Raw genomic sequence first — 22,183 nt, forward strand, 5'->3', positions numbered from 1 at the left:
GATGTATAATTAGCCAGCAATGATTTTTTTTGATGACATTGACAATCAGAGGTGTAAGATGGATTTGACAGACGCACGACTTTCTTATGAAAAGCATGTTTTGCCTGATGAGGGCTTACCAGCCACGCCATTTGACCTATTTCGTACTTGGTTTGATGAAGCGATGGTACAGCAGTTACCAGAGCCGTACACAATGAGTCTTGCTACCTGTGGGGCGGATAATCGTCCAAGTGTTCGTATTGTCTTGATGCGTGAATTGACCGCTCAGGGCGTGGTGTTTTATACCAATTATGACAGTGCCAAAGGACAGGCGATTGATGAAAATCCTTATGGCGAAGCATTGTTTTTTTGGCAAGGATTGGAGCGACAAGTACGACTAAGCGGTCGCATTGTCAAGATTGACGCTCAAAAATCTGCTGATTATTTTGCCAAACGCCCCATTGAAAGTCAGCTTGGTGCGTGGGTCAGTCAGCCCCAAAGTGGCGTGATTGCCAATCGTGCCGTGATGGAGCAACGCTATGATGAGCTTGCCAAGCAGTTTGGTCAGAGTGTGCCTTATCCAGAGTTTTGGGGTGGGTATGAACTAATCATCGATAAGGCGGAGTTTTGGCAAGGGCGGGCGGGGCGAATGCATGACCGCATCGTGTATCAGGCTGACAATCACGGCTGGCAGATTAGTCGATTGCTACCTTGATGTCTTGATGGCGGTGTTGTTGTCTGTTTTGTCATTATTTGTTACAATTTTGGCAAATATTACCCAAAAAATCGCCAAGACCTAGATTTAGCAACAAATCTGTGTGATGATTTGCATTTATCCTATGGATTGCAACATAAAAAACTGGCACAATACGCTCATATCCCACGCAGATATTGAAAATTTGACCAAGCATTACTTTCATTATCCGCTTTTTTAATGATGCAATCATCGTGGAGAAATTATGAAAAATACAACAATCCGTGCATTGGCGTTCAATGCTATTACCGCCATCACTGCTGTGGCAGCAATCAGTACACCATCTTTGATGGCAGTCGCTGCTCAATCGATGACTGCCGCCAGTCAAGATGACGCTGCCAAAAACCTAAATCGACTATTGACCAACACCAAATCCATGTCAGCAAGTTTTAGCCAAACAACCAAAGCTGGCAAAAAGACCACCAATTTTTCTGGTGTGATGAGTGTGCAACGCCAAAATCAATTTCGCTGGGAAACCAAACAGCCAGCCGAGCAGTTGATTGTTGCCAATGGTAGTACGCTATGGGTCTATGACAAAGATTTGCAACAAGTGACCAAGCAGTCAGTCAGCAACCAAGTGGGCGATACCCCAGCCTTGCTACTGTCTGGTAATCCTGCTCAAATCAGCCAAAACTTTAATATCAGTCAGCCTAATGCTGCCAAAAATTACTATGTCCTGACGCCAAAATCAGCCAATGCAAATTTTAAGAGCTTGACGCTAAGTTTCAATGGCGGTCGCCCTGTGATGATGGTGCTAAATGACAACATCGGTCAAGAAACAGTGATTCGTTTTAGCAATATCACGATGAATAAACGCATTGCCGCCAGTCAATTTGACTTTAAGCCACCTGCGGGCGTAGACATCATCAACCAATAAGACAAACTGTGGCTTGATAACCAAAATCCCATCATGATTTGATGGGATTTTTTTGTGAGGTGTTTTTTTGTAAACTGATGCGTTCAAAAATAATTTGTAAAAAATATCTTACCGAGTGCTGTGTTTTTGTAAATTGTGTTATAATAGTAGGGTTTTATAAAAGATAACAATCACAAGAGGTGATTATGTTAGCCAATTGGTCAGCGATTGCATTTTTGCTAGCCGCCGCAGGGCTTGTGGTATTTATGTTGGTTGTGCCACGCTTATTAGGCGGGCGTTCGTCAGGTTCTCAAAAGCAGGAAACTTTTGAGGCTGGTGTCGTATCCGCAGGTTCGGCACGCATTAGATTGTCTGCCAAGTTTTATCTGGTGGCGATTTTTTTTGTTATTTTTGATTTAGAAGCCTTATTCTTATATGCGTATTCGGTCAGTGTTCGTGAGGTGAGCTGGGTTGGATTTGCTGCCGCTGCCACCTTTATTGCCATCTTGTTTGTCGGTCTGGTCTATGAGATGAGATTGGGAGCGATGAATTGGGCACCTGCTGATAAACGCAAGAAAAAACCACGCATTTACACCAAACCAGAGGGATTTGATTTAGCCAGCATTACCGCCTTTAATGGTATTGATGAACTTCATTCTGACCCCACAGGCAAGGTTCCCGCTCAATCATCAGGTCGCATCAATGTCTCTAATGACATTGAAAAAAACAAAGCACACATGGCAAATATTGACCACATCAATAGCACAGGTCGTGTTACCACCCAAGATTTTAACCAAAAAACCTAAAAAAAGCGTTGCAGCTTGCCTGTGGCGTTTTTTCATTTTTATAAAAAAATCAAAAAGTGTAATTTAATAGCCAGATTTATCGAGCGATTTTGACAAACATCGGTTCTGTATTATGAAATATACCCTAACCAAAGCCAATCCAGAAGCAAATCAATACCCTAAGCAATCCAAAGAGTTGATTGATGACATTACCCAAGCTGAGATTGATAAGAATGTCTTTATGGGTAAATTGTCCGATTTGACGCATGGTCTTGCCAACTGGGGACGCAAAAACTCATTGTGGCCGTTCAACTTTGGCACATCGTGCTGCTATGTGGAATATGCCACAACTTTGACAGGCGTTCACGACTTGTCAAGATTTGGGGCAGAGGTCATTCGTGCCAGCCCTCGCCAAGCTGATGTGATGATTGTCGCTGGTACTTGTTTTGTCAAGATGGCACCTGTGATTTTGCGTCTATATGAGCAAATGCTAGAACCCAAATGGGTCATCTCGATGGGGGCGTGTGCCAACTCTGGCGGTATGTACGACATTTATTCGGTGGTGCAGGGTGTGGATAAAATCCTACCTGTTGATGTCTATATTCCAGGCTGTCCACCTCGCCCTGAGGCGGTCATTCAGGCATTGATGTTGCTACAAAATTCCATCACGCACGAACGCCGTCCTTTGGGCATTCATCTAAATGAGCAGGGCATCATTCAGCCTGTGATGACGCCAGAACGAGACCGAAAAAATGCCGACCGTATCGCTACTGTTAATTTGCGTAGCCAAGATGATGCGTTTTAGGTATTAAATGTGTTTTTAGGATAACATTGTAGATTTGCAACAACAGATAGGCAATCAGACAATCAGCTGCCAGTGAATATATAAAACAAGTTGTCATTATGAGTATTAACCACATTCACGATTTTGAGATTTTAAACGAGCTTAATGCTCATTTTACAAATTTGACCGTCCAAGAGACGGCGGACGGCATTCCCACTGTTTGGGTGGATAAAGGGCAGGTGCTTGACGTTTTGCTGTATTTACGCAAATTGCCTAAGCCCTTTGTAATGCTGGTAGATTTATCCGCCATTGATGAGCGTTTGCGTCAGCATCGTTATGGTTTGCCAAAAAGTGATTTTACCGTATTTTATCACTTAATGAGCTTGGAGCGAAATTCTGACATTCGTATCAAGGTTGCGTTGGCAGAAGGCGAAAGCATTCCATCAGCGACCAAGATTTATCCAAATGCCAACTGGTACGAAAGGGAAGTGTGGGATATGTTCGGTGTGGTGTTTGACGGACACCCGCATTTGACACGCATTTTATTGCCCAAATATTGGGAGGGACACCCACTTCGTAAAGAATACCACGCACGAGCGACTGAGTTTACCCCTTATTTTCTTAATACCGCCAAACAGCAGTTTGAACAAGAAAATCTGCGTTTTGTGCCAGAAGAATGGGGCATGAAACGAAGTGGGCGAGATGAGGACTTTATGTTCCTAAACATCGGGCCTAACCACCCATCTGCTCATGGGGCGTTTCGCTTGGTGTTGCAGCTTGATGGCGAGGAGATTGTCGATTGTATTCCTGACATTGGCTACCATCATCGTGGGGCGGAGAAGATGGCAGAACGCCAAACTTGGCACTCGTTCATTCCTTATACTGACCGCATTGACTATCTGGGCGGAGTGATGAATGAATTGCCCTATATTATGGCGGTTGAAAAACTGGCTGGCATCACAGTACCACCACGAGCCCAAACGATTCGTGTGATGATGAGTGAATTTTTCCGCATTACCAACAACCTTTTGTATTGGGGAACATTCATTCAAGACGCTGGCGGTATGACCCCTGTGTTTTATATGTTTGCCGACCGTCAAAAGGCGTATGATGTCATCGAGGCGGTGACAGGCTATCGTATGCACCCAGCATGGTTTAGGATTGGTGGTACAGCTCATGATTTGCCAAATGGCTGGCAAAAACTGGTCAGAGATTTCTTGGATTGGATGCCAAAACGCCTTGATGAATACTTTAAGGCAAGTATGACCAACAGCGTGCTAAAAGGACGCACCCAAAATGTCGCCCAATACGATGCCAAACAAGCGTTGGCTTGGGGGGTGACTGGTGCAGGTCTGCGTGCTACTGGTGTTGAGTTTGACTTGCGTAAAGCTCGTCCTTATATGGGCTACGAAAACTTTGACTTTGAAGTGCCTGTGTTCTATAACGGCGATGCTTATGACAGATGCTTGGTGAAGATTGAAGAAATTCGCCAATCTCTGCGTATCATTGAGCAATGTTTAAACAATATGCCATCAGGAGCCTATAAAGCCGAACATCCACTGGCTGTACCACCACCCAAAGATCGCACTTTGCAAGACATTGAGACTTTGATTAACCACTTTGTTTCTGTGTCTTGGGGTCCTGTCATGCCAGCTGGCGAGAGTGCCTGTATGGTCGAGGGCGTAAAAGGATTGAACAGCTATTATGTCACTTCTGACAATTCAACCATGAGTTATCGCACCCGTATTCGCACGCCAACCTTTGCTCATTTGCAGCAGATGCCGTCCGTGATTAACGGCTCTTTGGTGCCTGATGCGATTATTTATCTTGCCAGCATTGATATTGTGATGGCGGATTGTGATAGATAATCAAGGATAACAATATGCATAAACCCATCTCACCGCAAATGTTTTATTATGGCTTTCCTGTGATTTTATTAACAAGCATTGATGAAAATAATAAAACAAACATCACACCGATTTCTTCCAGTTGGTGTTTGGGTGATAATGTGGTGATTGGGATTAGTATGCAAGGAAAGGCTTTTGAAAACATCAGGACTTGTGGGGAAGTGGTATTAAATTTACCTGATGAAACACTTTGGGAAAAAATAGAAAAGATTGCCCCGACAACTGGTAAAAATCCCGTGCCTGATTATAAGAAGTCGGATTATCAATTTTGTGCTGATAAGTTTGAACAGGGCGGATTTACAGCCCAAAGCTCCACAAAGATAAAACCGTCTCGCATTAAAGAATGCCCATTGCAAGCCGAAACCAAAGTGGTCAATGTGAGCGAAAGGGACGGTTATGCCATTATTGAATTAAAAATTGTACAGGTTCACGCCTGCAAGAATTTGATAATGGACAATGATAAAATCGACCCAACCAAATGGCAACCACTCATTTATAATTTTCGTCATTATCAAGGGCTTGGTGACTTGTTGGGCAAAAACTTTCGTGCATCAAAATAAGCACCAAAACACCCATCGGAACTTGCTGGGCTGATGATGTTAAAAGAGTGTGTATTTAGGATAAAATCATTGTAAGAATTTTGTAAAAATATTAAATGTAAAAAAGCCAGTCTGTGGTTAAGGACTAGCAAAAAAGGTAATGTTATGAAAATCGTAACTGACAAAACTCCCAAAGTCGCTATTGAGACGATTTTAACGCCTGATGAGATTGCAGGCATTGATGAATACATTCATCACTATCCACAAGCTCGTGCAGCGGTGCTCGACGCTCTTAAACTTGTCCAAAAAAGAAATGGTTGGGTCAATGACGCTCAGGTTGCCGCCATCGCCAATATGCTTGATATTGCAGTGAGTGATGTGGAGGGTGTGGCAACTTTCTTTAATCGCATTTATCGTTCGCCTGTGGGTCGCCATGTGATTTTGATTTGCGATAGTATTGCTTGCTATCTCAATGGCTACGAGGAGCTTGCCAATGCCTTTAAGCGTGAGCTTGGCATTGAGTATGGACAGACCACGCCTGATGGTCGTTTTACACTTTTGCCGATTTGCTGTTTGGGCAACTGTGATAAGGGGGCAAGTGTATTGATTGATGAGGACACTTATGGTCCTGTACTGCCAAGTGAAGTTGCTTATTTATTGGAGCAATATCAATGATTTATAATGAAATGACCAACAAGGCGGACTTAAAAAGCCAAATTCAAGCACGCCAAAATGGACTTGCTCCAAGCCAGCTAAACCGCCAAAAAACACCGATTTGGGGCGTGGGGCTAGCAGATGGACAAGCTCCCACCAGTCTAACACACCCGCTCACTTGGCGACTATATCATCAAGATGCGGTGCTAAAATTGGCAGATTATTTGGCACTAAAAGGGTTTGATGGATTTAAGATTGCCTTAACAAAAAGCCCAAAAGAAGTGGGCGAGATGATAAAACTTGCCAATGTGCGTGGACGAGGCGGTGCTGGCTTTAACGCAGGATTAAAATGGACCTTTATGACACCCCCAGATGGCGGTGTACGGTATCTGATTTGTAATGCCGATGAGATGGAACCGGGGACTTTTAAAGACCGCCTTTTGATGGAGCGTTTGCCGTTTCAGCTGATTGAGGGAATGCTGATTACCGCTTATGCCATTGGGGCGAGTGTCGGTTATATCTTTATTCGTGGCGAGTATATTTTGGCGGCACAGCGATTGGAAGCTGCCATTGCCGAGCTGCATGAACATGGTTTGATGGGCGATGATATTTTAGGCAGTGGCTTTAATTTTGATTTACATGTGCATACAGGAGCAGGACGATATATTTGTGGCGAAGAGACGGCACTCATTAACTGTCTAGAAGGCAGACGAGCCAATCCACGCACCAAACCGCCATTTCCCCAAGTATCAGGAGCATGGGGTCGCCCAACGGTGGTTAATAATGTAGAAACGCTTAATAATATGTCTGCCATTTTGTTAAATGGGGTACAGTGGTATCTTGACCTTGCCAAGATTAAGGGCAAAAGCGAGACCCCTGGTACTAAAATTATGGGGTGTAGCGGTCGTGTCAAGGACGCAGGTCTTTGGGAATTGCCTTTTGGTTATACCGCACGAGAGATTATTGAATTGGCTGGCGGTATGCAAGACGGCTTGAAATTAAAAGCGTGGCTCCCCGGTGGGGCAAGTACCGACTTTTTGACCGCCAGCGATGAACACCTTGACCTTGTGATGGACTTTGACCCCATTATGAAAGCAGGCTCACGGCTTGGTACTTGTTTGATGATGGTGGTGGACGAAACCCAAGACATGGTTTCTTTGTCTAAGAATTTGCAACAATTTTTCCAAAGAGAGTCTTGTGGCTGGTGTACGCCGTGCCGAGATGGTTTGCCATGGGGGGTAAAAATCCTTGATGCCATTGACAATGGGCAGGGCAAAAGTGAAGACATTGATAAATTGTCCGAATTGACTCGTGATTTGTGGATTGGTAAGACTTTTTGTGCTCATGCTCCTGGTGCGATGGAGCCTTTGATGAGTGCGTTAAAATATTTCCGCCATGAATTTGAACAAAAAATTCCCAACCAAGCAGAGCAAGGAGAGGTGTGATGGCAGTCATTCATATTGATGGTAAAACCGTTGAGGTTGATGGTGCTGACAATCTGCTTTCAGCGTGCCTGTCGTTAGGGATTGATATTCCGTATTTTTGTTATCACCCAGCTTTGGGGTCGGTGGGGTCGTGCCGTCAATGTGCGGTCAAGCAGTTTAATAACGAAGAAGATATGAAAGCTGGGCGTGGTCGCCTTGTGATGAGCTGTATGGTCGCCCCTACCAATGACATGTACATCTCGGTGGACGATGCCGAAGCCAAAGAATTTCGCAAGCGTATCGTGGAATATCTAATGACCAATCACCCCCACGATTGCCCGACTTGTGAAGAGGGTGGTCATTGTCATTTGCAAGACATGACCTATATGTCGGGACATCGCCAAAGACGCTACCGCTTTACCAAACGCACCCACCACAACCAAGACTTAGGGGCGTTCATCAATCACGAGATGAATCGCTGTATCGCCTGTTATCGCTGTGTACGCTTTTATAAGGATTATGCAGGTGGTGCGGATTTTGGCGTGTATGCCAGCAATAATCGTGTCTATTTTGGGCGAGAAGAAAGCGGTCAATTTGAAAGCGAATTTAGCGGCAACTTAACCGAAGTTTGCCCAACAGGGGTCTTTACCGACAAAACCCACTCTGACCGCTACAACCGTAAATGGGACATGCAGTATGCCCCAAGCATTTGTCACGGCTGCTCTTCTGGTTGTAATATTTCGGCAGGGGAACGCTATGGCGAACTACGCCGTATCGAAAATCGTTACAATCACGATGTGAATGGTTATTTTTTGTGTGACCGTGGGCGTTTTGGTTATGGCTATGTCAATCGTGCTGATAGACCAGTTGTTCCTTATGCCAACGAGCTGGGAGCTAAGCGAACCATGACTGCTGATGAGGCATTAGATAGGGCGTGTGAGCTGATTAAACACAAAAAAACCATTGGTATTGGTTCGCCAGCGACCAGTCTTGAAAATAACTACGCTCTAAAAAAATTGGTTGGCGATGGTCGTTATAGTACAGGTCAAAGCCTATCTGAGCAAATTTTGACCGATAAAGCAGTACAAGTGCTTCGCCATCAAGATGTCTATAATGTGTCTTTAAGTCAAATTGAGCAAGCGGATGCGGTATTTGTCTTGGGTGAGGATATTACGCAAACAGCTGCTCGTGTGGCGTTGTCAGTGCGTCAAGCCGCCAAAAATCTTGCCAAAACGATGGCGACAGCATTACGCACCGAGCATTGGCTGGCTGAGCCTGTCAAGCGTATCGGTCAAACGGCATACAGCCCAATTTATGTGGTTGATGTGGTGGACACCAAGCTGTCTGACATTGCCAAAGTTTCCGCGGTGGCAAATATTGAAGAGATTGCTCGTCTTGGTTTCTTGGTTGGCGAGGTCATCGACAGTTTTGGGGTGGATTTGAATCATTTGACCAAACCGATGCTTGATGCAGATGGCGAGATGCTTGATTTGGCGTATCAGATTGCGATGGATTTGGTGCTGGCTAATCGTCCATTATTGGTGTCTGGTGCTTCACTGTCTTCGCCAAAAATCATCGAGGCGGTTGGTTTTATCGCTCAAACTTTGAGCAAAAAACGCACTGCCATCAAAGCTGCCAATGAACAAGCAATGCAAGATTATCAGACGAGCATTGACCAGTTGGCAGGTAGCGACACGCCAACACATGATGCACAGCTGATGGCAAAACCTGAACATGAGCATACCAACACTGATAAGCATGAACAAGCAAAACTGCCCAGATTGCCCAAGCCAAAAGAGCTGTCAAAAGATTTTGTCACTTTGACAGGGGTATATCTTGGCTTGCCTTATGCCAATAGTGCAGGATTGAGCTTGCTTGGTGGTCAATCGGTGGAAGAGATTTTGGCGACAGATTTTGAGGCGGTCATTATTTTGGAAAATGACATCAGCCAGCTGGTTAGCACCAATCTGTTGCAGCTTTTGCAAGGTAAGACGCTCATCGTACTAGACCATCAGCATTATGCTTGGCATCAGATGGCTGATTTGGTTTTGTCGTCAGCCAGCTTTGCTGAGAGCGATGGTACTTTGGTGTCAGCAGAGGGTCGGGCCCAAAGATTCTTTCAGGCTTATGATAAAAAATATTATGAGCCAGATACTCAGGTTAAGGAGGCTTGGCGTTGGTTATCAGCCATCAAGCAGACGCTGGACGGTGCACAAGATGACATTCATCTTGATGAGATTATTGAGGCGATGGTATTTGATTATTCGGCATTGTCAGGGGTGGAGCTTGCTGCACCGACTGCCGACTATCGTATTCGTGGTCTAAAAATCGCTCGTGAGCCACGCCGTTATTCTGGTCGTACCGCCATGCGAGCTCCGCTATCTATCCACGAGCCAATGCAGCCCAAAGACATCGATACAGCATTGACTTTCTCAATGGAAGGCTATGTGGGCAATCAAACCAATCCTGCCAGTATTCCTTTTGCATGGGCGGCAGGCTGGAACTCGCCCCAAGCGTGGAATAAATATCAAGATAAAGTGGGCGGTAAGCTTAAAGGCGGTGATGTGGGCGTGCGTCTGTTTGACCGTTTGCCACGCCTTGATGAAGTGTATCAATCATCTCGTACTACGATTACTGACACTCAGCCAACCAGTGTGTTTAATGGCATTGCCAAGCTGATTCCAATCAATCATCTGTTTGGCAGTAGTGTGATGGCAAGTCGCAGCCCTGTGGTGGCAAGTCAGCTAAAACCTGCCATGTGGTACATCAACCAACAAGATGCAGATACTTGGCAGGTCTTGTCAGGAGATTTACTTGCCATCGGCAGTGTGGCTGGGGAGATTATTTTGCCTGTATGTATCGTGGATTATTTGCCCGATGGCTGTATCGGCTATCCTGCTGGACAAGTACCATTGTCGCCACATTTACCAACAACCGTCAAGCGAGTGGGCAAGGACATGCCAATTTATCAACCTGCTTATCAGCTAAGTATGCAAGATTTAACAACAAATCATTGCAACCCTTTGTTTAAAGCCAGTCTGGTATCAGGCATGGCAAGCACCAATCAAACAGCGGAGGTGGTCTGATGGCAATTCGTCTTATTCCACCCATGCCTGAATTTTTGACAGGCGTGCTAAGCACTCAATTATGGTCGGTGCTGTTTTTGGTATTGCAAGCACTCATCATTTTTTTGGGTGTAGTCATTACCGCAGCATTGATGATTGTCTATGAACGCAGAATGTTGGCGTTATGGCAAGACCGCTATGGACCAAACCGTGTCGGTTGGCAGGGCAGTTTGCAGCTGGTTGCTGATATGTTAAAGATTTTCTTCAAAGAAGATTGGACGCCAAATTTTGCTGACAAAAAAATATTCACATTAGCACCTGCCATCGCAATGTTCACCGCTTTGGCAAGTTTTGCCATCATTCCGTTATCGCCAACTTTTGGTGTGGCAGATTGGAACATTGGGTTGCTATTTTTCTTTGCCATGGCAGGGCTTGCGGTGTACGCTGTGATGTTTGGTGGCTGGGCATCTGCCAACAAATTCTCGCTATTGGGCGGACTTCGCTCATCGGCACAGACCATCAGCTATGAAGTGTTCTTGGGTTTATCCTTGATGGGTGTGGTGGCGATGGCAGGCTCGTTTAACTTGCGAGACATTGTTGAAGCCCAAACCACAGTCTGGAATGTGGTGCCACAGTTTTTTGGCTTTTTGACTTTTGTGGTGGCAGGGGTTGCTGTCACGCACAGACACCCATTTGACCAACCAGAAGCTGAGCAGGAGCTGGCTGAGGGCTATCATGTGGAATATTCTGGCATGAAATTTGGTATGTTTTTTATTGGCGAATATGTCAATGTGGTGCTGATTTCTGCTTTGATGACGACTTTGTTTTTTGGTGGCTGGTTGCCTCCATTTGGACTAGATATTCCATTCATTGCCCCTGTGGTGTGGTTCATGGTCAAGACCTTGTTTTTTATGACAATGTTTGTGTTGGCTCGTGGCTCGCTAATGCGTCCTAGATACGACCAAGTGATGAATTTTGGTTGGAAAGTTTGCCTGCCTGTAACTTTGCTTAATTTGTTGGTTACGGCATTGGTTATCCTATTAACGCAATAATTGGTGATTTTTTATGCTTTCAACTCTTAAAGAGACCGCAGTTGGTATTGCAAGCATTGTCCGCTCCATGTGGATGGTCAATAGCCATGCCTTGCGTAAACGAGATACGATTTTATATCCAGAACAACCTGTGCCAGTACCACCTCGTTTTCGTGGGCGGATTGTCCTAACACGAGACCCAGATGGCGATGAACGCTGTGTGGCGTGCAATCTATGTGCGGTTGCTTGCCCTGTTGGTTGTATCAGCCTTCAAAAAGCGGAGCGAGAAGATGGTCGCTGGTATCCTGAATTTTTCCGCATCAATTTTAGTCGCTGTGTCTTTTGTGGCATGTGTGAAGAGGCTTGCCCAACCACTGCCATTCAACTGACCCCCGATTTTGAAATTGGCGAGTACAATCGTCAAAATCTGGTGTATGAAAAAGAACATCTGCTCATCTCAGGTCCAGGTAAATATCCAGAGTATAACTACTACCGAGTAACAGGCATGGCAACCCAAAACCAACCAAAAGGTTCGCACCAAAATGAAGCGGCACCGATTGATGTACGGAGTTTATTGCCATGATGAATACATTGATGGAATTTTTGAGCAATGCTGACCGTGTGGGATTTTATGCGTTGGCATTGGTGGCGATTTTTGCCAGTTTTCGAGTGGTGACGCATGCCAATCCTGTGCATGCCATCTTATCAATGATTGTGTCGTTGTTATCGGTGGCAGGTATTTTCTTCATTGTCGGTGCATCTTTTGCTGGCGTACTAGAAATCATCGTGTACGCAGGAGCGATTTTGGTATTGTTTGTCTTTGTGATTATGATGCTCAATCTTGGCACTGATGTGCGTGAAGAAAAATCTTGGCTGACAGCCAACGCATGGGCAACGCCTGTGTGTTTGACGATGATTATTGCTGCTGTATTGGCAGGTCTGATTTTCCAATCGCCTGATTCGGCTCAGTCATTGAGCACGCAAAGCATTGACGCTAAACAAGTGGGCATCAGCCTATTTACTAAGTATGTGTTATTGGTAGAAGTGGCGGCATTTTTATTATTGGGTGCTTTGGTGGCGGCTTATCATTTGGGCAAAAAAGCACTGGACGATGAGAACATCAGTCATTATCAGGATAGCAAGGCAGGAGAAAATGCTGCCAACCATCAACCTGACATGCCTGTATTTAGTAATCATCATAAGGAGGGCGTGCGATGAGTGGTGTTCAGGCGGTCAATCAGCTGACCGCACAAGCAGGGCAGACGCTGACAAATCTGGGTATTCCTGTGGCTCATGCTTTGATTTTGTGTGCGATTTTATTCGTCATTGGTTTGGTGGGTGTGATGGCTCGCCGCAATGTGCTTTTTATGTTGATGAGTCTTGAAATCATGATGAATGCTACTGCGTTAGCGTTCGTGATTGGTGGCAATGTCTGGGGTAGTGCTGATGGTCAGGTGATGTTTATTTTTGTACTAACTTTGGCAGCAGCAGAGGCAGCGATTGGATTGGCGATTTTGTTGCAGTTTTATCATAGATTTCGCAATCTTGATGTGAATCAAGCCAGTCATTTAAGAGGGTAAGAATATGAGTATGTTAGCTTGGACTTTTATTTGCCCATTGATTGGTTTTTTGCTTTTGGCAAGTTTGCGAGACCGATTGTCACAAATGATGGCAGCCATCATTGGCGTGGGTAGCATGGCTTTTTCTGCCATCTTTGCTGCCATTGCCTCGTTGGATTATCTACAAAATTATGCAGGAGAGAGTCTTAACATTCCCTTGTGGACTTGGTTAAAAGTGGGTGACTTTGCCCCTGCGTTTGGTTTGCATTTTGATGGTTTGACCCTGACAATGACCGCCATCATCACAGGCGTTGGTTTTTTGATTCATCTGTTTGCTTCATGGTACATGAATGGCGAGCAGGGGTTTGTTAGATTTTTTAGCTATCTTAATCTGTTTGTGACCAGCATGTTGTTGTTGGTGCAGGCGGATAATTTATTACTGTTATATCTTGGCTGGGAAGGCGTTGGGATTTGCTCTTATCTGCTGATTGGTTTTTATTTTCATGAACGAGCCAATGGGCGAGCGGCAATCAAGGCATTCACCGTTACTCGTGTGGGTGATGTATTTTTAGCGATTGGACTATTTTTATTATTCCGTGAATTTGGCACGCTAAATATCCAAGAAATCATCACCAAAGCACCAACCGTGTTTAGTATGGATAATCCTGTGATGATACTAACCACAATGATGTTGGTTGGCGGTGCTTGGGGTAAATCGGCTCAGATTCCGTTGCACACTTGGTTGGCTGATGCAATGGCAGGTCCAACACCAGTGTCGGCACTCATTCACGCAGCAACGATGGTGACGGCAGGCGTGTATCTGATTGCCAGAATGCACCCCTTATTCATCTTAACACCTGATGTGCTACTGTATTGGGTTGGTGGTGTTGGTGCAATTTCCATGCTGGTGGCAGGTCTGTGTGCATTGGCGCAGACTGACATTAAGCGAATTTTGGCGTACTCAACGATGAGTCAGCTTGGCTATATGTTCATTGCCTTGGGAGTGGGTGCGTGGCAGGCAGCGATTTTTCACTTGATGACGCACGCATTTTTTAAGGCATTGCTGTTTTTGGCATCGGGTGCGGTCATTGTTTCGGTTCATCACGAACAAAATATCTTTAAGATGGGCGGTCTTGCCAAAAAGATTCCATTGGTCTTTGCCTGTTTTGTGGTTGGCGGTGGTGCGTTGGTGGCTCTGCCTTGGATTACGGTGGGCTTTTATTCCAAAGAGGCAATTCTTTGGGAAGCGTATGCCGCAGGTCATCAGACATTATTTTGGGCAGGCGTGGTTGGAGCGTTCATCACTTCCATCTACACCCTAAGAATGATTTGGATTGCTTTTTTTGGCGAAGAAAAAACACACGCAGAAAAATTGTCTGGCATTTCTTATTGGTTGCCATTGAGTGTTTTGTTGGTATTATCAACAGGGATTGGTGCGTTGATTGCACCGCCTTTGATGGAAGTATTGCCCTTAGGTCAAGGTCAGCTATTGGAGCAGGCGGGTAACGCTCACGCCAAACATACTGCTGAATATATTGCAATGGCATTCATGGCGGCAGGCTTGTTGGTGGCGGTGTTCTTGTATGTCATTAACAAGGGTCGTTTGCTTGATGGCTTTAAAAAGACAGCGATTGGTGCAGCAATATATCATTGGTGCTATCACGGTTTGGGTTTTGATGCGTTGTACGATGTGGTATTTGTTAAGCCGTTTTTGGCGATGGCTCGTCTGCTTAAATCTGACCCTGTGGATAAAGTCATTAACATCTTGCCTGCATTGGCATCGGTGGGTAATAAAGCAATCGCTAAGACGCAAACAGGGCTTTTGCGTAGTCATGCCATCAGCTTTGGGTTTGGTCTGGTGATTGTGTTAATTTTGGCAATGGTCATGGTGGTGTAAAATGATGGAACAAAACTGGATATTGCCAGCCTTGATTGCAATTCCTTTTATTGCAGGATTTTTGTGCTGGTTGATTGAAAAGGTCAATGACCGTTTGCCACGCTGGATTGCTTTATTGAGTATGCTGGCGACATTTGGCTTGACCATCTTATTGTGGCAGCAGGGTAATTTTACCAGCTTGCTGGCAACTGACGGAGCGACACATCAGGGCAATCTGCCTTGGGCGGCACAGTTTGTTCTGCCTTGGATTCCCACCTTTGGCATCAAATTTCATCTGGCGATGGACGGATTATCCTTGCTGATGATTGCCTTGACGGCATTTTTGGGCATCATGGCGGTGGGCTGTTCTTGGGGTGAGATTCAACGCCGAGTGGGTTTTTTCCACCTTAATCTGCTATGGAGCTTAGGTGGTGTTATTGGTGTATTTTTGGCGATTGATTTATTCTTATTCTTTTTCTTTTGGGAATTGATGCTATTGCCAATTTACTTTTTGATTGCTCTTTGGGGGCATAATGCCACAGGCGGACGCACCAAAGAATATGCAGCGACTAAGTTTTTTATTTATACCCAAGCATCTGGCTTAATCATGCTGATTGGCATTATCTTGATGGTCATCGTGCATTTTGCCCAAACTGGGGTGCTAAGTTTTGATTATCATGATTTGCTCGGCTTGGACATGGGCGGATTTGAATACATCATCATGCTGTGTTTCTTTATTGGCTTTGCTGTCAAATTGCCCATCTTCCCCTTGCATGGTTGGCTTCCTGATGCTCATGCTCAGGCTCCGACAGCAGGTTCGGTGGACTTGGCTGGTATTTTGATTAAGACAGCTGCATTTGGTTTGCTAAGATTTGTACTGCCATTATTTCCAGAATCGTCAGCTCAGTTTGCTCCGATAGCGATTGTGCTTGGTATGATTGGGGTGTTTTATGGTGCATTCTTAGCCTTTGCTCAGACGGACATTAAGCGTCTGTTGGCTTATACCAGTATTTCACACATGGGTTTTGTTGTGCTGGCGATTTATGCAGGCAATTTGGTGTCTTTACAAGGCTTAATGGTGCAGATGGTGGCTCATGGTCTATCAAGTGCGGCATTATTTATCATGTCAGGTCAGTTGTACGAGCGACTACATACCCGTGATTTGAGCGTGATGGGTGGCATGTGGGGTCAATTTAGATATTTTGCACCATTACTGATGTTCTTTGCCGCAGCGTTGCTTGGCATTCCTGGTGCGGGCAACTTTATTGGTGAAATTCTGATTTTACTTGGTTCATTTGCTAAGCACCCAATCGCCACGATTTTGGCGACAGTTAGTCTGGTGTTGGCAGGTCTGTATGCACTGATTTTGATTTATCAGGCATTGTTTGGTAAAAACACCGCCACAACGCTTGCCGTACAAAATGGTGGTCGCCTAAAAGATTTGGGAAAAAGAGAGCTGGTGATGCTGACAACTTTGGTGGCAGGCTTGCTATGGCTTGGTCTGTACCCTCAGCCTGTCTTGGATAAATCTTACAGTTCGATGCAGTGGATTGGTGCAGCATACGCACAGGGCGTGCAGGCGAGTAAGCCTCAGCATGGTGTGCGTTTGATTGAAGGCAACATGGGCGATTATATGAATCAGCATAAGTTCGACCTGCAAGATGGACATCATCATGACCATCATCACCATCATCATGACCACTAAGGAGAAATTATGGAACAGTTGATTTTATCCATCGTGTCATTATTGCCTGTGGTTGTGGTTGCTTTGACGGCATTGCTGGTGATGATGACCATCGCCATCAAGCGTTCACATTTTGGGGTGGCAACCATCAGCGTCATTGGTCTTAATCTGGCGTTGATGACCGTGATTGCTCAGGCGGTGGGCGTGATAGACGCACCTCAGGTATCAGGCGACCTATTCATGTTTGATGGTTTTGCCAGATTTAATACAGGAGCAATCTTAATCGCTGCGTTGGCGTGTTGTACTTTGTCTTATGGTTACTTTGAAACCCTCAAAGACAATAAGGACGAGCTGTATTTATTGATGTTGATTGCCACGATGGGCGCAATGTTAATGACAGCAGCACAGCATTTGGCGGCATTTTTCATGAGCCTTGAACTGCTGTCTGTACCGATGTATGGCATGCTTGCTTATACTTTTTTAAGAGCTCGCTCATTAGAGTCGGGTCTTAAATATCTGGTCTTGTCAGCAGCGGCATCAGCGACTTTGTTGATGGGCATGGCATTTGTGTACATTGACACAGGTACTTTGTTATTCAAAGAGTTGTCATTGGCATTATTTACCAATCAAGCCTCAACGCTGTTTGTATTGGGCTGTGTGATGATGCTTGCGGCCATCGCCTTTAAACTATCAGCAGCACCATTTCATGCTTGGGTGGCTGATGTGTATGAAGGAGCTCCTGCACCGATTGCCGCATTCTTGGCAAGTGTCAGTAAGGTAGCGATGATGGCATTGGCGGTTCGATTTCTTGCTGATGCGATGCCAATTGCGACAGTGGCGGTTGATGGTGTGCTAAGTGCAATCATTATTTTATCCATCGTGCTGGGCAACCTATTGGCAATCCGTCAAGACAACCTAAAACGCCTGCTTGCTTATTCGTCCATCGCACACATGGGCTACGCATTGATTGCATTATTGGCGGTGGGTGCTGGTGCAGCTGGCTTGGTTAGTATGTACATGGCGGTTTATGCGTTGACTTCCATTGGTGCATTTGGCGTTATCACATTGATGTCTAGTCCATATCGTGAGCGAGGACACACTTCGATTACAGGCGAGGCGGACGAATTAAGATTTTATCAAGGTTTGTTTTGGCGTCGTCCTGTTTTGACAGCGGTTTTGACTGTCATGCTCTTATCGTTGGCAGGCATTCCTTTGACAGCTGGCTTTATGACCAAATTCATGATGTTTTTTGCAGCAGTGCAAGGCACTAAATTTTGGGCGGCAATCTTCATTGTGCTAGGCAGTGCCATCGGCTTGTATTACTACCTAAAAGTGTTGGTGCATTTGTATCAAAAACCCAAAGTTCAATTAGAGTTTGATGCCCATACGCATTGGGGTATCAAGGCTGGGGGCATCATGGTGTTGATTGTTACGGCACTGGTGCTTATCTTTGGTATTTTGCCAGATGCATTGATGCAACTTGCAGGATTTGCGGTCATTCGCTGATGATTGATTTATCTGATGGCGATTTTAAAAAACAAGCATCATTTTGGTGCTTGTTTTGTTTTTTAGGCTTTGGTATAGTGAAAGCCATATTTTTGATGTATGGATAATGTATGAGTGATGAAAAAGCGGTTGCCTTGACCGTGTTATCAAAAACCGTCTGGTCGGATAATTTATTTAGCTTTACCACCACCAGACCTGATGGATTTCGTTTTGAGGCAGGACAGTTTGCCAGACTTGGCATGAATCCCAGTCAGCTAGTTGCCAATCAAGGCAAGGCAATCTGCGATGAGCGAATTTTTCGGGCTTATTCTATTGCATCATCGCCTTATGATGAGCATTTGGAATTTTTTTCAGTCGTTGTTCCTGATGGGGCGTTCACTTCTCAGTTGCAACATCTGCAAGTGGGAGACCCTCTTTACCTAAACCCAGAACCGTTTGGATTTTTGACGCTATCTCGTTATCAAGAGCCCAGCCCCAATGATTTGTGGCTTTTGGCTACTGGCACAGGGCTTGCTCCGTTTTTATCAATGCTGGGCGATTTGGACACTTGGCAAAACTATACAGATATTGTGCTTGCATATAGTGCCAGAACAGAAACTGAGCTGGCTTATGTGGATAAAATCAAAGCACTACACGAACAGTTTGCCAATCTGATTGACAATCCTGCTCGTCTGCATTTTGTGCCAATCATCACTCGTCAGGCGGTGGAAGGCTGTCTTCATCATCGCATTCCTGCCTTAATAGACAGCAATCAACTCCAAACTCATATTGGACTAACCCTAAATCCCGCCACTTCTCATGTAATGCTGTGTGGCAATCCGCAGATGGTTGATGACACCAAAGAAACCCTAAAAAATCAAGGTCTGACCATGAATCGTCGTGGTGTGGGTAATATTGCCGTGGAGAATTATTGGTAAGCGTATGACAATCATCAACCAATCATCGACCGCATTAATTGTGGTTGATGTGCAAAATGACTTTATCACAGGGTCTTTGGCGGTGGCAAGTGCCAAGAGTATCATTGCTCCCATCAATGAGCTTGCCAAGCACTTTGAGCAGGTCATCATCACCCAAGACTATCACCCAAATGGGCATATTTCTTTTGCCAGTACGCACCAGCAAGAGGCATTGACTCAGATTGATGTGGATTATGGCAAACAAATGCTGTGGGCAAATCATTGTGTACAAGGCGAATTTGGGGCTAATCTTGATGATGCACTTGATGTCACGCACGCCAGGCTCATCATTCGTAAAGGCTGTCGTCAGACGGTAGATAGTTATTCAGCATTCATTGAGGCGGACGGTTTACCCACAGGGCTTGATGGCTATTTGCGTCAATTAGGCATTGATACGGTGTATGTGGTGGGCATTGCGACAGATTATTGCGTGGCTTGGACAGCCATCGATGCAGCCAAGTTGGGCTATGATTGCGTGGTTGTTTTAGATGCAACGGTGGCAATAGACCATCATGATTCTTTGGCAAATGCCATGATGGCGATGAAACAGGCGGGCGTGTCTTTTGTGAATTGCGGTCAATTATTGGACTGACCGACCCAGCACCAAAAATCGCAAGCCATCTGTTTGTTGGTATTGTTTTGTCAAGATTGACTGCATTAGAAGTGGTATTTTGTGTGCCAAATACATCATTGGCAATAAAAAAACCAGCTCATAAAAGCTGGTTTTTTCTAATAATGGTGGGGTCGGAGAGACTCGAACTCTCACGGGTCGCCCCGCTGGAACCTAAATCCAGTGCGTCTACCAATTTCGCCACGACCCCAAATGTTTGGTTCAAAGCATCATTGCTGTTGATGGGTGCTATTATAGCGAATTTTTGGCATTTGGCAAGTCTTTTTTGACAAAAAAATCAAAAAAATTACCAAATTTAGCCAAAAACATCAAGGCACAATGGTGAATGTTTGGCTAGGCAAGGCAAAACCTGCAACTTCAACATCTAATTTATAACTGCCCGTTGGGTCACTGCTGTCAAACTGCCAGCAACGCTCCACAAGGGTTTGATCAATAACCTCAGCCACAGATGTAATGATGTGATGTGTGCCGTCAGGTGAGCTTTGTATATCTGAATTATCATGATGGAATTGACCGCCTGTCGGTGAATAAAAAATTTCCTTACTGTTTAGAGTTTTGTCAGTAATTGGTGTATCAAGAAGTAGTGACCAGCACATATAATGGTTTGGATTACTAATACTAAGTTTTTTGTCCGCTATCGATATGGTGCGATTTAAATCATCTATGGAATAAACACCAAGTGTGTAACGAGCTTGAATGGGCTGCTGTGCATGGGCATTTAACATACCGACGGTCAAGGCTGCGACAATGAGTAAGGGTTTGTACATGATTGCTCCTATTAAATCTATCCGTTTATCTTAGTGTAGTGATTTTTATGTATTTTGGCAAGTGATGCCATTGATTGTTTGCTTCATAAGAAATTGCCCTGCCAAGCATATTGATGGAGTCAATATTCTGGCATTAAATTATCGAATATTTATTGCAAGTATTTTCATAAATTTAGTATAATACGCCCAATGATTTTACCGTCAATTTGGGCTGCATCAGATGTGGTTTTGATTGACGGTTTTGTTTTAGCAAAAGATTTTTGGTGTTGATTTATCCAAAAATCCACAGCAAATTTAGTAGGCATTATGCGACATTTTTTATTTGACATTATTTTTACCATCGCTTGTTTTATCATCGCAGGCTGGTGGGGTTATCATCAAGGCGGTGCATCCGCAATGTTGATGGCGATTGGCATTACAGCGATTTTGGCAGTGATGGAAGTGTCATTATCATTTGATAATGCGGTGGTGAACGCTTCTATCCTAAAAGGTTGGAATGAATTTTGGAAAAAAATCTTTTTGACTGTCGGTATGTTAATCGCTGTTTTTGGTATGCGTTTGGTTTTTCCGATTGTCATCGTGGCGGTTACAGCAGATTTGGGTATGCTGCAAGTGGTTGATTTGGCGTTAAATGATTCTGCCAAATATTCAGAATATTTAAATGCTCATCACGCTGAAATTTCTGCTTTTGGTGGTATGTTTTTATTGTTGGTGTTTTTAAAATTCATGTTTGGCGATAAAGACATTCATTGGTTTGTTTGGCTAGAAAGTCGCTTGGTCAAATTTGCCAAAGTTGATGCGATGAGCGTCTTTGTGGCATTGGCTGTGTTAATGCTATCAATGACTTGGGTTGATGAAGCCAAGCAGGGTGTGGTGCTGGTTGCTGGCATTTGGGGTATTTTGGTTTATTTGGGTGTGAGCGTGTTTTCGGCATTGCTTGAAGGGGAAACTGACCCCAATGAAGTGGTTTATGACAGCAAAGGCGAACCAATTACCAACACATCAGGTGTGTCGCCAACAATCCTCAAAGGTGGCGTGGCAGGCTTTATGTACCTAGAAGTGCTAGATGCCTCATTTAGTTTTGACGGTGTGATTGGGGCGTTTGCCATCACCAATGATGTCATTATCATCATGCTGGGTCTTGCCATTGGTGCGATGTTCGTGCGTTCGATGACGATTTATTTGGTTGAAAAAGGCACGCTGAGCGAATTTGTCTATTTGGAGCACGGGGCTCACTATGCCATCGGTGCATTGGCGGTCATCATGCTGCTATCAACCAAATTCCACATTCCTGAGATTGTGACAGGTTTGATTGGCGTGGCATTCATTGCTTGGTCGGTCATCAATTCGGTGCAATACAATAAAAAGCACGGCTAATACTAGCCGATGAACAATCATCAAACAATGTTTTGATGACATGAGCTTG

At 44.7% G+C, this 22,183-nt stretch carries 20 protein-coding genes and 1 tRNA gene; 19 read left to right on the forward strand and 2 right to left on the reverse strand.

What is annotated here, in order from left to right; all coding sequences use genetic code 11:
• The first annotated feature begins 58 nt into the window (after positions 1–58).
• The 18 genes from pdxH to LU297_RS08385 all read left to right on the forward strand — a co-directional run bounded on the left by pdxH (position 59) and on the right by LU297_RS08385 (position 19,951).
• Positions 59–694, forward strand: coding sequence for a pyridoxamine 5'-phosphate oxidase (gene pdxH, locus LU297_RS08300; RefSeq protein WP_263076058.1), 636 nt, complete (start codon positions 59–61; stop codon positions 692–694).
• A gap of 244 nt (positions 695–938) precedes the next feature.
• Positions 939–1,610, forward strand: coding sequence for an outer membrane lipoprotein periplasmic chaperone LolA (lolA, locus tag LU297_RS08305; protein WP_263076059.1), 672 nt, complete (start codon positions 939–941; stop codon positions 1,608–1,610).
• 185 nt (positions 1,611–1,795) lie between these two features.
• Positions 1,796–2,395 (forward strand): NADH-quinone oxidoreductase subunit A, encoded by a 600-nt coding sequence (gene ndhC / locus LU297_RS08310; protein WP_263076061.1) that lies wholly within the window; start codon positions 1,796–1,798, stop codon positions 2,393–2,395.
• 112 nt (positions 2,396–2,507) lie between these two features.
• Positions 2,508–3,179 carry a NuoB/complex I 20 kDa subunit family protein gene (locus LU297_RS08315; protein ID WP_263076062.1) on the forward strand — a complete coding sequence of 224 codons (672 nt, stop codon included), beginning with the start codon at positions 2,508–2,510 and terminating at the stop codon, positions 3,177–3,179.
• A 98-nt stretch (positions 3,180–3,277) separates the two neighbouring features.
• A complete protein-coding gene (gene nuoC, locus LU297_RS08320) occupies positions 3,278–5,026 on the forward strand; it encodes an NADH-quinone oxidoreductase subunit C/D (protein ID WP_263076063.1) in 1,749 nt (582 codons plus the stop codon).
• Between the two features lie 14 nt (positions 5,027–5,040).
• Complete coding sequence (locus tag LU297_RS08325; RefSeq protein ID WP_263076064.1) at positions 5,041–5,625, forward strand: flavin reductase family protein; 585 nt, start codon at positions 5,041–5,043, stop codon at positions 5,623–5,625.
• Between the two features lie 144 nt (positions 5,626–5,769).
• Positions 5,770–6,279 carry an NADH-quinone oxidoreductase subunit NuoE gene (nuoE, locus tag LU297_RS08330; RefSeq protein WP_263076065.1) on the forward strand — a complete coding sequence of 170 codons (510 nt, stop codon included), beginning with the start codon at positions 5,770–5,772 and terminating at the stop codon, positions 6,277–6,279.
• A complete protein-coding gene (gene nuoF, locus LU297_RS08335) occupies positions 6,276–7,703 on the forward strand; it encodes an NADH-quinone oxidoreductase subunit NuoF (RefSeq protein ID WP_432806252.1) in 1,428 nt (475 codons plus the stop codon). The genes nuoE and nuoF overlap by 4 nt, the downstream gene beginning before the upstream one ends.
• Positions 7,703–10,768 (forward strand): NADH-quinone oxidoreductase subunit NuoG, encoded by a 3,066-nt coding sequence (gene nuoG / locus LU297_RS08340; protein ID WP_263076066.1) that lies wholly within the window; start codon positions 7,703–7,705, stop codon positions 10,766–10,768. The genes nuoF and nuoG overlap by 1 nt, the downstream gene beginning before the upstream one ends.
• 23 nt (positions 10,769–10,791) lie before the next feature.
• Positions 10,792–11,799, forward strand: coding sequence for an NADH-quinone oxidoreductase subunit NuoH (nuoH, locus tag LU297_RS08345; RefSeq protein WP_263077372.1), 1,008 nt, complete (start codon positions 10,792–10,794; stop codon positions 11,797–11,799).
• 13 nt (positions 11,800–11,812) lie between these two features.
• A complete protein-coding gene (gene nuoI / locus LU297_RS08350; protein WP_263076067.1) occupies positions 11,813–12,361 on the forward strand; it encodes an NADH-quinone oxidoreductase subunit NuoI in 549 nt (182 codons plus the stop codon).
• Complete coding sequence (gene nuoJ, locus LU297_RS08355) at positions 12,358–12,996, forward strand: NADH-quinone oxidoreductase subunit J (RefSeq protein ID WP_263076068.1); 639 nt, start codon at positions 12,358–12,360, stop codon at positions 12,994–12,996. Before nuoI ends, nuoJ begins: the two co-directional genes overlap by 4 nt.
• Positions 12,993–13,358 (forward strand): NADH-quinone oxidoreductase subunit NuoK, encoded by a 366-nt coding sequence (gene nuoK / locus LU297_RS08360; RefSeq protein ID WP_432806253.1) that lies wholly within the window; start codon positions 12,993–12,995, stop codon positions 13,356–13,358. Before nuoJ ends, nuoK begins: the two co-directional genes overlap by 4 nt.
• A 4-nt stretch (positions 13,359–13,362) precedes the next feature.
• A complete protein-coding gene (nuoL, locus tag LU297_RS08365) occupies positions 13,363–15,234 on the forward strand; it encodes an NADH-quinone oxidoreductase subunit L (RefSeq protein WP_263076069.1) in 1,872 nt (623 codons plus the stop codon).
• 4 nt (positions 15,235–15,238) lie between these two features.
• Positions 15,239–16,918, forward strand: a complete 1,680-nt coding sequence (nuoM, locus tag LU297_RS08370; protein ID WP_263077374.1) for an NADH-quinone oxidoreductase subunit M — start codon at positions 15,239–15,241, stop codon at positions 16,916–16,918.
• Between the two features lie 9 nt (positions 16,919–16,927).
• Entirely contained in the window at positions 16,928–18,403 is a 1,476-nt protein-coding gene (locus LU297_RS08375) for an NADH-quinone oxidoreductase subunit N (protein WP_263076070.1), read from the forward strand.
• A gap of 110 nt (positions 18,404–18,513) precedes the next feature.
• Positions 18,514–19,320, forward strand: coding sequence for a ferredoxin--NADP reductase (locus LU297_RS08380; RefSeq protein ID WP_263076071.1), 807 nt, complete (start codon positions 18,514–18,516; stop codon positions 19,318–19,320).
• A 4-nt stretch (positions 19,321–19,324) separates the two neighbouring features.
• Positions 19,325–19,951, forward strand: coding sequence for a nicotinamidase (locus LU297_RS08385; protein WP_263076072.1), 627 nt, complete (start codon positions 19,325–19,327; stop codon positions 19,949–19,951).
• A 144-nt stretch (positions 19,952–20,095) separates the two neighbouring features.
• On the opposite strand, the gene LU297_RS08390 is transcribed toward LU297_RS08385, so the two are convergent.
• Positions 20,096–20,180: transfer RNA gene (locus LU297_RS08390), tRNA-Leu, on the reverse strand.
• 118 nt (positions 20,181–20,298) lie between these two features.
• On the reverse strand, positions 20,299–20,757 hold the full coding sequence (locus LU297_RS08395) for a hypothetical protein (protein ID WP_263076073.1): 459 nt from the start codon (positions 20,755–20,757) through the stop codon (positions 20,299–20,301).
• A gap of 306 nt (positions 20,758–21,063) precedes the next feature.
• Between LU297_RS08395 and LU297_RS08400 the strand changes: the two genes are divergently transcribed.
• The gene (locus tag LU297_RS08400) at positions 21,064–22,134 is read left to right on the forward strand and encodes a DUF475 domain-containing protein (RefSeq protein WP_263076074.1); all 1,071 of its coding nucleotides are present in this window, start codon (positions 21,064–21,066) and stop codon (positions 22,132–22,134) included.
• Positions 22,135–22,183 lie beyond the last annotated feature (49 nt).

The organism is Moraxella nasicaprae, from assembly GCF_025643275.1.
Classification (GTDB): domain Bacteria; phylum Pseudomonadota; class Gammaproteobacteria; order Pseudomonadales; family Moraxellaceae; genus Moraxella; species Moraxella nasicaprae.

Coding starts and splice junctions, on each gene's coding strand:
- nuoE (WP_263076065.1), top strand. CDS start 5,770: ATGAAAATCGTAACTGACAAAACTCCCAAAGTCGCTATTGAGACGATT.
- LU297_RS08395 (WP_263076073.1), bottom strand. CDS start 20,757: ATGTACAAACCCTTACTCATTGTCGCAGCCTTGACCGTCGGTATGTTA.
- nuoG (WP_263076066.1), top strand. CDS start 7,703: ATGGCAGTCATTCATATTGATGGTAAAACCGTTGAGGTTGATGGTGCT.
- lolA (WP_263076059.1), top strand. CDS start 939: ATGAAAAATACAACAATCCGTGCATTGGCGTTCAATGCTATTACCGCC.
- nuoM (WP_263077374.1), top strand. CDS start 15,239: ATGGAACAAAACTGGATATTGCCAGCCTTGATTGCAATTCCTTTTATT.
- nuoI (WP_263076067.1), top strand. CDS start 11,813: ATGCTTTCAACTCTTAAAGAGACCGCAGTTGGTATTGCAAGCATTGTC.
- nuoF (WP_432806252.1), top strand. CDS start 6,276: ATGATTTATAATGAAATGACCAACAAGGCGGACTTAAAAAGCCAAATT.
- ndhC (WP_263076061.1), top strand. CDS start 1,796: ATGTTAGCCAATTGGTCAGCGATTGCATTTTTGCTAGCCGCCGCAGGG.
- LU297_RS08385 (WP_263076072.1), top strand. CDS start 19,325: ATGACAATCATCAACCAATCATCGACCGCATTAATTGTGGTTGATGTG.
- LU297_RS08400 (WP_263076074.1), top strand. CDS start 21,064: ATGCGACATTTTTTATTTGACATTATTTTTACCATCGCTTGTTTTATC.
- LU297_RS08375 (WP_263076070.1), top strand. CDS start 16,928: ATGGAACAGTTGATTTTATCCATCGTGTCATTATTGCCTGTGGTTGTG.
- LU297_RS08325 (WP_263076064.1), top strand. CDS start 5,041: ATGCATAAACCCATCTCACCGCAAATGTTTTATTATGGCTTTCCTGTG.
- nuoK (WP_432806253.1), top strand. CDS start 12,993: ATGAGTGGTGTTCAGGCGGTCAATCAGCTGACCGCACAAGCAGGGCAG.
- nuoJ (WP_263076068.1), top strand. CDS start 12,358: ATGATGAATACATTGATGGAATTTTTGAGCAATGCTGACCGTGTGGGA.
- pdxH (WP_263076058.1), top strand. CDS start 59: ATGGATTTGACAGACGCACGACTTTCTTATGAAAAGCATGTTTTGCCT.
- LU297_RS08380 (WP_263076071.1), top strand. CDS start 18,514: ATGAGTGATGAAAAAGCGGTTGCCTTGACCGTGTTATCAAAAACCGTC.
- nuoC (WP_263076063.1), top strand. CDS start 3,278: ATGAGTATTAACCACATTCACGATTTTGAGATTTTAAACGAGCTTAAT.
- nuoL (WP_263076069.1), top strand. CDS start 13,363: ATGAGTATGTTAGCTTGGACTTTTATTTGCCCATTGATTGGTTTTTTG.
- nuoH (WP_263077372.1), top strand. CDS start 10,792: ATGCCTGAATTTTTGACAGGCGTGCTAAGCACTCAATTATGGTCGGTG.
- LU297_RS08315 (WP_263076062.1), top strand. CDS start 2,508: ATGAAATATACCCTAACCAAAGCCAATCCAGAAGCAAATCAATACCCT.